Raw genomic sequence first — 15,188 nt, 5'->3', positions numbered from 1 at the left:
TAGAATTCCCATCATAGTGAAATAATCTATGTGAAATACATATATTACAAAAAAAATATGCGAATTTGCTTCTAAAAAGTAAGCAAGTAGTATATAATAAGTATAACGAACTGATGTTCTAATATGAGTAAATTAAGATTAATAAAAAGGAAGATGATTTATGCTATGAGTAAATTGATATTTCATATTGACGTAAATAGTGCCTATCTATCATGGGAAGCTGCATATAGACTTCAACAAGGGGAAGAGTTAGATCTTAGAACGGTACCATCTGTAGTGGGCGGAGATGAAGAAAGCAGGCATGGAATTGTTTTAACTAAATCAATGCCTGCTAAAAAATTTGATATTCACACAGGAGAGACTTTATATAGTGCAAGGGCTAAGTGTCCCGGAATAATAATTGTACCTCCAAGATATTCATTATATATGAAGTGTAGCGAGGCTATGCATCAAATATTTTTAGAATACACTCCAAGTATTCAGCGTTTTTCAGTTGATGAAAGTTTTTTGGACTTTTCTAATATGGAACATTTATATCCTGACTATTTGAAACTCGCTGAAACTATAAAAGAGAGGATAAAGAATGAGCTTGGGTTTACAGTGAATATAGGGATATCAAATAATAAATTGCTTGCAAAGGTAGCTTCGGATTTTAAGAAGCCAGATAGAATTCACACACTTTTCCCAAATGAAATAAAACATAAAATGTGGCCATTACCTGTTGAAGATTTATTTATGGTAGGTAGAGCCACAGCACCTAAATTGCACAATTTAAATATTAATACTATTGGAGAATTAGCAAATTATAATTTGGATATTTTAAAGAATAAATTAAAGAGTCATGGTCAAGTTATTTGGAATTACGCCAATGGCATCGAATTTTCAGAAGTCCGCAAGAGCAATTATATTAAAATGAAGGGTATAGGTAATTCTACAACAATAGCTTTTGATGTGGAAGATAAAGACACGGCTCATAAAGTGTTACTATCCTTGTGTGAAACAGTTTCCATGCGTTTAAGAGATTCACACAATTGTTGTACTGTGATAAGTATAAGCGTCAGGGGGAGCGACTTAATATTTTATTCTCGTCAAAAGAAAGTAGCTGTAGCAACTGACTCTACTCGCAAAATATATGAAATAGCATGCTATTTATTTGATAATGTTTGGAAAGGTAATCCAATAAGGCAATTGGGGATACATATCACAGACTTTTGTAGTAATGAGTTTTATCAGTGTTCTTTGCTAGATAGTTTTGATTATGAAAAAGATAAAAAGATAAATGATACCGTTGATAAAATAAGATTAAAATATGGGCCAAAAGCTGTAGTTAGGTCTTGTTTTCTTCATTCAGGGCTAAATAGTATGTGTGGTGGAATGGCAGATGGTGAGGAAGATTATCCATTAATGAGCGCAATGCTTTAAGGAGGTTTATAATAAATGAAGGTTTTAGCATTACCTATAGAAATGGTTTCATACACTGATAATAAAGGCGATATAAAGCCTATAAGGTTTAGAATGCAAGTAGGCGATGAACCTATGCAAGTTATAAAAATAGATAAGGTTATAGTAAAAGATACTGAGAAATTGGCAGGTAATATTATGATTATTTATAAGTGTCAGAGTGTAATTGACGGAGCTGAAAAGTTATATGAGCTAAAATATGAGATGGGTACTTGTAGGTGGATATTATTTAAAATTTAGATGTCAGACTATCAATTACTGAAATAATATAGCCTGTACACATTTTATATTATTTCAGTTTCTCATATTATGAATTGTGATTAAATGTTATTTTAATCATTAAGGAGAGAAGCAAAGCTTGGCATTTACTTGCAGGGTGAAAGTCCCTGTTGAGAAGGGTCTAACCAACCACTCATATCGAGTATTGCGTTGAAGCTAGTAACAGCAAGATGAAGCGTACACAGAGAACTATATAGGCCGCAGAGAGAATTGTGATGAATCCATGTTGAACTTAGTAAAAAATATAAATAAGCATGAATACACTAATTTTATTTGGTATAATATGTTTAAATGGAATTGAGAATATTATAAGTTTTTTAATATAAACATATGGAGGAATTAAATGGAGAGAATTTTGATTGTTGAAGATGATAAAGATATTCGAGATATATTAAAAATCTATTTAAAAGCTGAATCTTTTGAAATATGGGAAGCTGAAAATGGTAAGAGAGCTTTTGAAGTTCTTGAAGATAAAGAGCTGGATTTAGTTATTTTGGACTTAATGCTGCCAGATATAAGTGGGCTAAACATTTGTAAAAATATACGCACCAAATACAAATTTCCTATAATAATGCTGACTGCAAAAACAGCGGATCAAGATAAAATAATAGGTCTTACTTATGGTGCAGATGATTATATCACTAAGCGTGCGACACGTTGCAATATTAAAAATATTGCCTAGATAGCAAATCTATCTAAGAACTAATAACTTGAAAAGTCAAATGAGAGGGTAACGCCTCGAAGGGCTTTCTCTGATACTCCGAATAGCATCTTTACTAAGAAGAGTGAAGTTGTTATAAGCTCGGTGAAGTCGGCTGAGAGTACACCCTAATGACTTCGTAAGAAGTTATGGAAAAGCGAACCAGAGGTGGTCGAGTGTATGATAGGTCGGGAGTCCATAAAATACCTATGGTAAGAATGTCTAAATATAAGAGACTGACAAAGTTCCGAATGTAAGGTTCTAAATGATGAGGGGGTAGAAATACTTCAACTACCTAAGTTGTAGTGTCTGTGAGGATGAGTAAGATTGTTTGGTATGAAAATCCTTATACTGTTACAGGCAGTATGTTACAGACAGGACTAGAGGAGCTACCTAAGGGTATATGTAAGGATAAAGTTATTGGAACGTGGTAAGCTGGTAACATGGAGGACTTATTTTCTATGAAGTGGTAGCAAGGAAAGACGATAGTTATAACTTGCTTTAATATCAGTGAAAGTAGTGGCACAGTACCGTTGAAGTTAACGAAAGTTAGTGGAGGGACAGCCACAAGTTAATATTTAAGAAAAGATATATTACGTAAGTCCATTAGGTTCGAGTAAGACTAAGAGAAGCATAAACCTTAAACCAAGAATTTAAAGGAATGAATGCTGACTAATGACAACAAGACAGATGAAGTATAAGAAAAATCAGAAACTAAGAAATAATGAGTATTATAATACTCAAGCAATACAAGATAATTTATATAAGCTTAGTAAAGAGGGAAAAGAATTTAAAAATCTAGTACCACTAATACTGAAAAAAGAGAACATTTTATTAGCCTACAGAAATATTAAAAAGAATAAAGGGAGTAAAACACCAGGAATAAATTCAAACACAATTATAGATATAGCTAAAAAAGACATTGAAACTATAATTGAGTATGTTAGAAACAGATTAGAACAGTTTACACCACATAAAGTAAGGCGAAAAGAAATTCCAAAGCTAGGCGGAGGAATAAGACCTCTAGGTATTCCAACTATAGAAGATAGGCATCTGCAACAATGTATAAAACAAGTATTAGAGCCTATATGCGAAGCAAAGTTCTATACTCACAGTTATGGTTTTAGACCAAATAGAAGTACGAAACACGCCATAGCTAGATGTATGTTTCTTACTAACAGAGCTGGGTTACATTATGCAGTTGATATTGATATAAAGGGTTTCTTTGATAACGTAGACCATAATAAATTATTAAAGCAATTATGGTCACTTGGGATAAAAGATAAAGAACTTCTTAAATTAATATCTAAAATCCTTAAAGCTGAAATAGATGGCATAGGAATTCCTAACAAAGGTACTCCGCAAGGAGGGGTAATTTCACCGTTACTTTCTAATGTGGTATTAAATGAACTAGACTGGTGGATGTGTAATCAATGGGAGTATTTTCAGACCTATTATAGATACTCAGATAATAGCAATAAAATACGTGCATTGAAGAATACCAACTTAAAGGAAATGTATATCGTTAGATACGCAGATGACTTTAAAATTTTCTGTAGAAATGCTAAAACTGCACAAAAGGTATTTGTGGCAGTAAAGCAATGGCTTAAAGAAAGACTTAACCTAGATATTAGTCCTGAAAAATCAAAGGTTGTGAATTTAAGAAAGAACTACTCTGATTTTCTAGGATTTAAATTAAAAGTTAGGGTTAATAGAAACAAAAGAATTGCTAAAACTCATGTTAGTGACAAAGCAAGTGCTAGAATAATAAAAACATTTAAAAAAATGGTTAAAGACATAAGAAAAAACCCCTCTGGCCAAGCAGTAAATAAATTAAATAGTAAAATACTAGGGTGGCATAACTATTACAATGTAGCAACAAATGTTAGCTTAGATTTTAGTGAAATATCTTTCTTAGTTAAAAAGAACCTATATAATGGCACAAGAAGTATACGAGGTAGTCCAAATATAATAAGTAAAGCCTATAAAAAAAATTATAGTAGATATAACTGTAAAACAATAACTATTGCAGGGATAACAATCTTTCCCTTACATGGAGTTAAGCTTAAGTATGCAAAGAATTTTTCACCCAAAACATGCAATTACACTGAAGAAGGTAGAAGTATAATCCATGAAAAGCTGAAAAAAGACCATGGCGAAGCCATTAAGTTCTTGATGGATAACAATGTAATCAATGAAACCCTAGAATATAACGATAATAGAATATCCTTATATATAGGGCAGAATGGGAAATGTGGAGTGTCGGGAGCAACATTAAAGAAAATTAGTATGGTTGCTCATCGTAGAATTCCTAAAAACAAAGGTGGAAAAGACAACTACAATAACTTAACATATGTAAATAGATACGTTCATGAGCTAATTCATGAAGAAAAAGAAGAGGCAATAGAAAGACTTAAAAATAAGATAAAGCTTGATAGCATAGGTTTGGTTAAAATTAATATACTTCGTAAACTTGTTGGAAATTACGTGATATAAATAAGTAATAAATATTGATGGAACGCAGTGTGCGGTGAAAGTCGCAAGCACTGTGTGGAGGAGGGGAAAAGGCGGAGATAACTTCAAAGTCTTACCTATTCCTATCTTTTAATCCCTTGGAAGTCATGGCAAGGGTTAAAGCTCAGCTTAGGCGATACAAGGAATATGGGGAAGGTACAAAGGAAAATAATACTATATATTATAAAGGATTAATCTTAGATAGAAATAGTAGATATGTTAATTTCAATGGCAAGGAACTAAAACTAACACCTACAGAATTTAACCTTATTGAAATATTACTATTAAACAAAGGACATGTCTTAAATGGAGAAAAGTTATTTCATTTGTTGAGAGATGATGAGTATTATTCAAAATCTACAAATACAATAACAGTTCATATTCGAAACTTAAGAGAAAAAATGGAGGAGTCGTTTGAACATCCGGAATATATTAAAACTGTTTGGGGGGTAGGCTATATCATTGAAGATTAAAAAATGGAAATGGAATTATTATATTTTAGCTTTTTTTATATTTATAGGATTAATTTTATTTATTGATATAAAATTAGAAGGAACTGTGGCAGAATTTTTTGAAAGGCAAATATTATTTAATAAAGAAAAGGTGTTGTTTGTTGGTATAGATAGTACCAGAGGAACCTTTTATTGGCCACGACTTAGAGATATATTGAAAAATATGGTTATTGGAGGTTTTGTTCTTTTAGAGATTGTTGTTTACTTTACATCAAGGTACTCACAAAATAAGGAACGAAAAAAGATAATAACTCAGTTAGAGCAAAGAATATCTTTGCTCAGCAAGGGAGAGGTACCTGAAAAAGTTCAAGAACTAAAACTAATTGATTCTGAGATAAATGAAATTAGACATGAGAATGAACTTGTGAAGCAGGAGATATTAATGGAGATGAGCAAGAAAAATGACCTTGTAACCTATTTAGCACACGATTTAAAAACTCCATTAACAAGCATCGTTGGCTATCTTACAATTTTAGATGAATCTGAGGTGCCAGAGGAGGTTCGTAAGGAGTATATAAGGAAACTTTTGGTAAAATCCTATAGAATGGAAGATTTAACGAATCAGTTTTTTGATATTACTCGCTTTAGTCTTCAGGAAATCCCTTTGAATAAAAGTATACTAGATGCAGAGTTTTTCCTAGAACAGTTGACTGAGGAACTATATCCTTTACTTAAGGAGAAAAACTTAAAATTTGATATAAATCTTACTCCGAGTATTAAGATTTATGCCGACGGATCACTATTTGCTAGGGTGTTAAACAATTTATTAAAGAATGCTATAGCATATAGCCACAAGGATTCTGTCATAAAAATAAAGGCCGAAATGAAAAAATGTAGTATGAAATTGTTTGTAGAAAATGATGGTGACGTAATAAATCAGCAGGAATTAAAACTTATATTTGAAAAGTTTTATCGAAGAGATCAGTCAAGAAGTCAATCAAACGGGGCAGGACTTGGTTTGGCTATTGCAAGGGAAATTGTACAAAAGCATCAGGGCTCAATAGACGCGGAAAGTCAGGATGGACATACTGTATTTATTATTACTCTACCCAATTCTTAATAAAATCTTTATAAATACTAAATAATTTATGAATAAACCTTTCTTTTATCTCGGTTATACTGAAGATAGAAGAAAGGTTTTTTATTGCTTTTGCTTTAATAAGGGGGAAAAATATGAAATTATTTGCTTATAATATTTCTAAGGAGTTTAAAGATTTAATGGCTGTGAATAATATAGAGCTTGAATTTACTCCAGGGATTTGGGGACTTTTAGGACCAAATGGTGCGGGGAAAACCACATTAATGAGAATGCTGGCTTCTAATATAAAGCCAAGTAAGGGTAAAGTAATGTTAGACGATGTAAATATAGCCAGCCTTAAGGCGTCGTATCTAGATAAAATAGGATATTTGCCTCAGCACTTTGGATATGATAAAAATCAATCTGTTGAAGATTTTCTCCATTATATTGGATCTTTAAAGGGGCTTAATAAAGAAATTAGAAATAAAAGAATCAGTGAATTATTAAATAAGTTTAATTTATCAGAAGTTAGAAAGAAAAAGATTGATAAACTTTCCGGAGGTATGAAGCGTAGAGTTGGAATATGTCAAGCTATGTTAAATAATCCTGATATTTTAATTGTAGATGAACCAACTGCTGGTTTAGATATTGAGGAAAGAAACAAATTTCGTAAGTATTTAACTGCAATAAGCAAAGAAAAAATCATTATTGTATCTACACATATTGTTTCAGACATTGAATTTATTGCTAATTTCCTTGTGCTTATGGAAAAAGGTAAAGTAATTGCAGCAGGAGAAGCTCATTCTTTAATTGAAACACTTGATGGTAATGTGTTTGAGACTGTTATTGATGAAAATGAACTTTCACGGCTAGAAAATGAATATAAAATTATGAATTTTCGTAATGAATCTAGTGGGAAGGTTTCAATTCGTTATGTTGCAGATATTCCATTAAAAAATAGTAAATTAGTTTCACCTTCTCTTAATGATTTTTACCTTTCAAAAGTTAAGGAGGTATAAAAATGGATGTGTTTTTTCAAGAGTTAAAAAGACAACTAAATTTTAAAAGGCTTCTAACATATGTTTTAATTGCAATTGCTTTGGCAGGATTATGGACATGGTTTATTGTAGGGGGAGCTACTGAAGACTTTTTGCAGCAAGGAGTTTACAAAGAATATAAAGGTAGATCAGCAATAGAAGCAGCAGGTAAGGATAGAGTAGGCACTGAAGGGAAAATGACTTTAGATAAATTTCAAAGTGGCTGTGATATTTTTCTAAAGTCATTAAAAGGTGATAATGACAGGGATGTAGTAATTACTAAAGACTTGTTGAAATATACTGTCTATGCTGACCAATTAATTCTCCAGGAGTTTCGCTTGAAAACTATGATAGGAGAATCAACAAGTGACCTTTTGCATATTCCTAAGGATGCAGGAATGAATTTTTATGAAAATGAAGATTTATTCTATGGTAATTATATTGATAAAAATGCACTTAATAAAAATGAAAAGACCTTAGCGCTCTCTCTATTGGATAAAGTGAAAAAACCTTATACTTATTACACTGGATTTAACCAATGGAATGATGGAATTAGTCATATGATGTTTTTCTCATTTGTACTTATGGTTATGTTAGGGATTTTTTCAAGTTCCATAATAACTAATGATAAAGAAAATGGAATGGATGAAATTATAACTACTACAGTAAATGGCAGGAAAAGCCTCACTATAGCAAAAATTAGTATACCTTTAATTATGGCATCTATTATATATCTTTGTGGAGTTGGTCTTTATGTTTTGCTATTAAAGTACTCATTACCTGCTGATGCTTTAAATACTTCAATACAGGTTTCAAGTAGAAGTTTTCTTCCATATACTCAAGGTGACTTACTTAGAAATGTATTTATCATAGGCTGGATAGGAATTTTAATAGTGTCAAGCTTTTCTACTTGGATTTCATCTATATCTAAAAAATCCTCAAAAGCCATCCAATTCTCGATACTTACAATATTAGGTTCTTTTATTTTAGGCGTATCTATCACTAGTCACTCTAGGAATATGGATATAATTAAGATGATTATACCAGGAGGAATAGTATTTTCATATTTACAATCTACAGAATTTCCATTCATTACAATTTTAGGGAAGACTCTATGGATGCCATCCATTTTGCTCATAGCAAGCTCAATTATATTTTTACTTAGTACCATTTTTACAACACTTAACTATAGAAGGAGGTAAGGAGATGATATATCAAGAATTAAAGCGTCGCCTTTTTACAAGATATGTTTTCTTCTCAATAATAGGTCTACTTTTGCTTACATGTGTATTAAATCTACGCACTATAGCAATAAATGAAAATCTACATGAAGTCATTAAAGAAGAGTCTGTATATGCTGGTGAAATGACTGAAGATAAATTATGGCTAGGTCTAGAAAAAGTGCGGGACAAAAAGTCAGATGAAATAAAATATAGCCCACTTATAGCTTTTATAAGTCGGTTAGTTTATTCTCATCCCGGAATACTATACAATGAAGATAAACTAACCGAATTTCCTGATTATTATGCTAAAAATTTTTATGCATGTTGGGAAAAAAAATCTACTGCACTTATAGAAAAAATACCTAAAAATAATCAAGCAAAAGCATTGGAAGAACTAGCTAAGGTGAAAACACCTTTTTATCAATATGAAGGCTATTATCTTTGGACTGAAAGCTTTAATATTCTTAAGGTTCTTTATCTAATAATTATATTTATGGTAACATTTTTTGCGGCATCCACCTATTCTGATAGCATGGAAGACGGTAGTATGGAAATTATGTATGCAACAGTTTTTGGCAAAAAGATGATGGGCATTCGCCTTCTTCCTGTTATGATATATGGTTTGCTTTTAACTTTGGCAGCAACACTTTGCAGTGTATTAATTTTAGGTTCAGCTACTGGACTTCAGACTTTAAAGAGTAGTTTAAAGGTATTTGCATTATTTTCTATAGGTAACTTTACATTAGGAAGTGGAATACTCTTAATGTTTGTAAGTGAACTTTTAGGGGTGCTATCGTTAACAACTATTATGGGATGGATATCCTACAAAACAGCAAGTACAAGCCTTGCTACATCAATAGGAATAGGAATAAATATTTTCTATATCATCATGGCTTTATTTATTAAGCTTCCGTGGAAATTTTTCCAATTTATCTTAAATGCATTGCCACTGGCATCATCACAAATTATAAATGAAGTGTCTGGATTTCAGTTTGACATGGGGATTTGGAGACCATATGCAGTTATGGTGAGTATGGTTGTGGTGTTTTTTGTTTTTTATTTTTTGTTATATCGTGCAATCTGCAAAAATAAAATATAACTAATTATTCTATACGGGTATTTTTGCCCAGCCCCCCGAAAAGGGTGAATAAGCAAATTACTTGTTAGGTAACATCTGAACTATAGCCATTCCATACCTAATTGCCTATAGTTGTATTTCAAAATATGTACTAAGTATTTGAAACATGTCAGAAATAAATAAGATGTACTTATGACACACAAAAAGGGGATGGGCAAAACACCCTTATAGTGACAGTTTGAATATAAAACACATAATGGTATAATATTCCTAAAAGTTACGTCAGATTGGTAGAAAACTACGGATTAAATTTAAGAGGTGATAATAATGATAAATGAAATTCAGATGATTACAGGTAAAGAAATAGGAGAAATATTAGATTCATTGACGAAGGATTATGGAATGAGCACAGAATGTCTATCAGTTCCAATTGAGATAAAATATAAGCTTGCATCAGTAATAATGACATTAAGATTTATATTTAAAACGGTTGAGCCTAAAATATAATAAATGTTAAATTAGGACATTTCGGACATACTGAATATAATAGTTCTAACTCGAAAAAATATATAACATCAGTGTAAAGCAGTGATATATCTAGGGTTTAATCACTAAATGATGAAGCTCTTGTTTTTTTACTCAAAACAAGTTGTAGCTTTGTAATAAAGTTACAATAAGCGTATCAAAAAACTATAGTTAAATGATACATGATCATATGTTAAAAATCCACATTATTTAGTGGGGCCACCGAAAAAAGCACTCTCTTTTCAGTAAGTTTTTTAGGCTTGAACAGAAAAAACATGAAATACCCATATTTTTGGATGTTTCATGCTTTTTCTTTTTATATTTTTATATTTAAGTTAAAAAAGCCTTATTTCATGCCTTTCAACTTGATTATTCTCTTTAGATTCACAGTGAAGATTGATAACGCACCTTGCATTTGCATGCTAATTAAACCTGACGATGTTGCTACATCATAGCCATGCTGGTGCTTAAGTTCACTGTTTTTAGCCTCTATCATATAACGTTCTCTAGCACGTTTTTTAAAATACTCACTTTTTTCGAACTCTATTTGATCTTTGTGAGTATTTGACTTTATTGAAACCGAATAAGTTTTAGATTTAGCACCTTCTTTATAGCACCCATCTTTATGAACACAATTTTTACACTTTTCTACATTAAAATAGTAAGTTAGCACTTGATTTTTACCAACATTCTTCTTTCCCTGTTTTGCTTTTTTAATAGCCATATGGCCTGCCGGACATACAAATAAAACAGCTGCTGAAATTAAACGTTCTTCACTCATAGCAAGGTGTGATTTATATCCAAAAAAAGAACTATCTTAAGTTTTATGCCCCACTTTTGCATCCTCATCTTTTGATAGTTTTAGATTTTCTAAGTCATCATTAATAGCTTCCATTAAGTACTTTAATTTAGTTTTCACAGCTGGATTTGCTGCAGTTTCTGGCTCCTCGTTTATGCTATCAATTAATAATTTGCAGTACTCAAGAATATCTTCAAGTACTCCAGTTGTAACTTTATTAGGTAACTCTTCTTTAATACCAGGATGTACTCCATACAATGTTTTTCTAAAGTTTTTTGCACGTTTCAATAATTCTTCGCTTGCTGACTTTTGGTTATAACGTGACTTGGTATGCGTAGCATCAACTATTATTGCTTTACTTTTTAAAACTCCCTCTTTTATAGCAAGTTCTACAGTCTTGTTTATTAATAAATCCAATAAATTCATGTCTTTAAGGCGAAGCTTTCTAAATTTAGTTAATGTACTTGAGTTTATTAAATTTGTTTCTTCTGGGGCTAAATTTAGAAAATATTTAAAGGACATATCATAAAGAGTTCTTTCAACAACATCTTCATCAGACAATTCATATATTACTTTCAAAAGTAAATATTTAAATAGCATTATGGGGTTAATAGCACCTCTACCCATAGATGAACTATAGTTAACCACCAATTCATCATAAACAAATGAAAAGTCAACAAGGTCATTAATTTGCTTTAAAATGTTATCTTCCGGAATAATTAACGAATATAAGCTATGGTATGTATTTATTTTTATTTCCAATTGTCCTTTTAGCATAATAGTATAGCCCCTTTTATTTTAGTCTACTATACTAATTCGACATATCTTTTAAAATTCCTTTTTGTTTTTAGTCTTTTACATAAAAAAAATCGCCATCTTTAATTCGATGACGATTTTTCATATAGTTTTTCAGTGGCCTCTATTTAGTCGAGGGTTTTCTTATGCCCTAATTTAGTTGAATTAGTATAATGAAGTGTGAACTCGAGAAAGAAGACAAGAATTTAAATAAATTATGTTTCCATATACAGATCATGTGGAGACGGAGGTGAAGATAGTAAAGAAATAAGCTGATATCAAAGGCTTTGAAGGTTTTAAAGTAAATATTGAAGTGTGTTTTATGTTTCCTCAGACTTAAAGTGTCCGAGAAAATTTTTTTGCGGTTTTTTATCATTGAAATAATCAAACTTATGTTAACATAACAAAAATGTAATGTTAATGAAATATACATCGATGGTTGCTGCAAATAAAATTGTATATAATAAGTACATCAGATGGAGTTAAAGCAATTAAATTTAAAATAAAGAAAAAAGGGAGAGTTATAAATGAAAACAATATTAAGTGTAGAAAAAATTGAAAAGTATTATGGAAATAAAGATAATGTAATAAAGGCTATAGATAGTATCAGTTTTAAGGTAGATGAGGGTGAGTTTGTTGGGATAATGGGACCTTCAGGAAGTGGTAAAACAACATTGCTTAATTGTATATCAACTATTGATAATGTCACTACAGGGAAAATAATAATAAATAATAGTGATATTACTAGGTTGAAATCAAAAGCATTAGATAAGTTTAGACAAAATGAGTTAGGTTTTATATTTCAAGATTTTAACCTACTAGATACCCTTACTGCTTATGAAAATATAGCTTTAGCATTAACAATAAAAGGGGAGAAAAGTTCAGAAATAGACGGGAAAATAAAATCAGTAGCAAAATATTTAGACATTGAACCAGAACTAAATAAATATCCTTATCAAATGTCAGGTGGACAAAAGCAAAGAGTTGCTTCTGCAAGAGCAATAGTAACAGATCCATCCTTAGTACTTGCTGATGAACCAACAGGGGCGCTAGATTCTAAAACAGCTAGATTATTACTTGAAAAACTTGAAAGCTTAAATAAGGAGTTAAAGACCACAATACTTATGGTTACCCATGATGCTTTTACAGCAAGTTATGCTCATAGAATCCTTTTTATTAAAGATGGAAAAATCTTTAGTGAGTTAGTAAGAGGTAAGGATACTAGAAAAGAATTCTTTAATAAAATTATAGAAGTTATAACCCTACTTGGAGGTGATGATAATGTATTCCAAAATAGCTGTAGGTAATGTAAAGAAGAGTTTTAAGGACTATGCTATATATTTCTTAACACTAACTTTAGCAGTTTGTATATTTTATAGCTTCAACTCAATTGGGTCACAAAAGGCACTTATACAAATGAAATCTGTATCTAAATTAATGAAAATTATGTCTTATGTGTCAGTATTTATATCTATAATATTAGGTAGTTTAATATTATATGCAAATAATTTCTTGATAAAAAAACGTAAAAAAGAATTAGGAATATACATGACTTTAGGTATGGGAAAAAGAAAAATATCTATAATATTAGTAATGGAGACTTTTCTAGTTGGAGTTATATCTTTAATTAGTGGACTTATACTAGGAATTGGAGCATCACAAGGATTAGCCACCTTTGCATTAAAGTTATTTAATGTACCGATTAATGAATATAAGTTTACAGTTTCAACAGGTGCAATAGGTAAAACTGTATTATACTTTGGAATAATGTTTTTACTTGTTATGATATTTAATGTATTTGTTATATCTAAATACAAGATAATCGATTTATTAACAGCAGGTAAAAGAAATCAAGATATCAAATTCAAAAATTCTAGTATATATTTAATAGCATTTATTTTATGCGTAGTATCACTTGGATTTGCATATAAATCGATACTAAAAATAGGTTTAAATGTACTAGACCCTATGGTCTTAATATCAATAGCTTTTGGAATATTAGGTACAGTGTTATTTTTCTTTAGCTTATCTGGACTTATATTATATGTGGTAAAGAAAAATAAAAAGGTTTATTTTAAAGGGTTAAATATATTTGTAGTAAAACAGATAAATAGTAAAGTTAATACAAACTTCATATCAATGTCTTTAATTTGCTTAATGTTATTCTTCACAATAGTAAGTTTATCTATGGGAATAGGATTTAAAACAGTTATGGATGCAGGAATTAAAAAGTCAACGCCCTTTGATGCCAGCATATCAGTAAAAAAAATGAATGGAGACTACAATATAGAAGATGTTCTAAATAAATTTAATTTGAAAATAAGTAAAAATGAAAAATCCGTAGCTCATAATGAATATCTTACAGGTATGAAAGCTAGTGAGTTTTTAACAACAGGAGATTTTAAAGAAGACTATGTAGTTTTTGTTAAAATATCTGATTATAATAAAATTTTAAAATTTAAGAATGAAAAAGAAGTAAATTTAACTAAGGATGAAGTTTTAATTTTATCAAATACTAATAAGTTTATGAAGCCAATAAATAAAAAAATAAAAAATAATAATAATAAAATTAATATTAAAGGTAAAGAATACCTAATAAAAAACCCTAAAGCTATAGAAGAAAATCTTCAAACTGCTTATTTTACAAGTAGTTTTTTCACAATAGTTATAAATGATGAGTTTTTATCAGGTTACAAAATTAGTAACTCAGTAATTAATGTAAATTATTTAGATAAAAATAGAGAAAAATATAATAAAAAATATCAAAAACGCGAGGACTATGGTAAAGGTGGTTTTATACTCGGTATCTCAAAGGATGCGGTTCATTCAGAAGGTATGGTATCAACAAGTGTATTGATATTTGTCGTAATATATTTAGGTATTGTATTTTTAATAACTAGCATGGCAGTACTCGCTCTTCAACAATTATCAGAAGCTAGTGACAGTATAGAAAGATATAAAGCTTTAAGGAGACTTGGTGCAAACAAAAAAATGATAGATAAAACAATTTTTGTTCAAACATTGATATATTTTAGTCTTCCAGTTAGTCTTGCATTAATTCATTCAGTGGTTGGAATTAAAGTAACTAGTGATTTATTAAATAGCTTACAAAAAACAAATATTAACTCTTCAGCATTAGTAGCAGCTTTAATATTTATTGTAATTTATGCGGGATACTTCTATACAACATACGTAGGATATAAAAATATTGTTAAGAGTAACTTATAAAGAGATTTATTTTAGACTT

The 15,188-nt window shown here is 30.4% G+C and carries 12 protein-coding genes and 1 pseudogene; 12 read left to right on the top strand and 1 reads right to left on the bottom strand.

Features of this window, described 5'->3' with window-relative positions:
• Nucleotides 1–165 precede the first annotated feature (165 nt).
• From ACWJKP_RS14510 to ACWJKP_RS14465, 10 genes are all read left to right on the top strand, one after another.
• Nucleotides 166–1,422: a DNA polymerase Y family protein gene (locus ACWJKP_RS14510; RefSeq protein ID WP_462961053.1), complete on the top strand. Its 1,257-nt coding sequence runs from the start codon at nt 166–168 to the stop codon at nt 1,420–1,422.
• 15 nt (nt 1,423–1,437) lie between these two features.
• Nucleotides 1,438–1,701 (top strand): hypothetical protein, encoded by a 264-nt coding sequence (locus tag ACWJKP_RS14505; RefSeq protein WP_216303600.1) that lies wholly within the window; start codon nt 1,438–1,440, stop codon nt 1,699–1,701.
• A gap of 382 nt (nt 1,702–2,083) precedes the next feature.
• Nucleotides 2,084–2,422 (top strand): response regulator, encoded by a 339-nt coding sequence (locus ACWJKP_RS14500; protein ID WP_224578831.1) that lies wholly within the window; start codon nt 2,084–2,086, stop codon nt 2,420–2,422.
• Nucleotides 2,423–3,115: 693 nt separating this feature from the next.
• Nucleotides 3,116–4,936: a group II intron reverse transcriptase/maturase gene (ltrA, locus tag ACWJKP_RS14495; RefSeq protein WP_224578720.1), complete on the top strand. Its 1,821-nt coding sequence runs from the start codon at nt 3,116–3,118 to the stop codon at nt 4,934–4,936.
• A 125-nt stretch (nt 4,937–5,061) separates the two neighbouring features.
• Entirely contained in the window at nt 5,062–5,427 is a 366-nt protein-coding gene (locus ACWJKP_RS14490; protein ID WP_462961259.1) for a winged helix-turn-helix domain-containing protein, read from the top strand.
• On the top strand, nt 5,417–6,526 hold the full coding sequence (locus tag ACWJKP_RS14485; protein WP_462961258.1) for a sensor histidine kinase: 1,110 nt from the start codon (nt 5,417–5,419) through the stop codon (nt 6,524–6,526). The genes ACWJKP_RS14490 and ACWJKP_RS14485 overlap by 11 nt, the downstream gene beginning before the upstream one ends.
• A 113-nt stretch (nt 6,527–6,639) precedes the next feature.
• On the top strand, nt 6,640–7,503 hold the full coding sequence (locus ACWJKP_RS14480; RefSeq protein ID WP_462961257.1) for an ATP-binding cassette domain-containing protein: 864 nt from the start codon (nt 6,640–6,642) through the stop codon (nt 7,501–7,503).
• A 2-nt stretch (nt 7,504–7,505) separates the two neighbouring features.
• A complete protein-coding gene (locus tag ACWJKP_RS14475; protein ID WP_462961256.1) occupies nt 7,506–8,723 on the top strand; it encodes an ABC transporter permease subunit in 1,218 nt (405 codons plus the stop codon).
• A 4-nt stretch (nt 8,724–8,727) separates the two neighbouring features.
• On the top strand, nt 8,728–9,843 hold the full coding sequence (locus ACWJKP_RS14470) for a hypothetical protein (RefSeq protein ID WP_462961255.1): 1,116 nt from the start codon (nt 8,728–8,730) through the stop codon (nt 9,841–9,843).
• A gap of 306 nt (nt 9,844–10,149) precedes the next feature.
• Nucleotides 10,150–10,329, top strand: coding sequence for a hypothetical protein (locus ACWJKP_RS14465; protein ID WP_462961254.1), 180 nt, complete (start codon nt 10,150–10,152; stop codon nt 10,327–10,329).
• A 364-nt stretch (nt 10,330–10,693) separates the two neighbouring features.
• Here the strand turns inward: ACWJKP_RS14465 and ACWJKP_RS14460 are convergent.
• A pseudogene (locus ACWJKP_RS14460) lies at nt 10,694–11,923 on the bottom strand (transposase).
• A gap of 545 nt (nt 11,924–12,468) precedes the next feature.
• Here ACWJKP_RS14460 and ACWJKP_RS14455 point away from each other — a divergent pair.
• Complete coding sequence (locus ACWJKP_RS14455) at nt 12,469–13,248, top strand: ABC transporter ATP-binding protein (protein WP_462961253.1); 780 nt, start codon at nt 12,469–12,471, stop codon at nt 13,246–13,248.
• A complete protein-coding gene (locus ACWJKP_RS14450) occupies nt 13,223–15,169 on the top strand; it encodes an FtsX-like permease family protein (protein WP_462961252.1) in 1,947 nt (648 codons plus the stop codon). The genes ACWJKP_RS14455 and ACWJKP_RS14450 overlap by 26 nt, the downstream gene beginning before the upstream one ends.
• The last annotated feature ends 19 nt before the right edge of the window (nt 15,170–15,188 follow it).

The organism is Clostridium sp. CM037 (genome assembly GCF_055081095.1).
The sequence above is the reverse complement of the archived record's forward strand: the minus strand, read 5'-3'. Positions and strand labels throughout refer to the sequence as shown.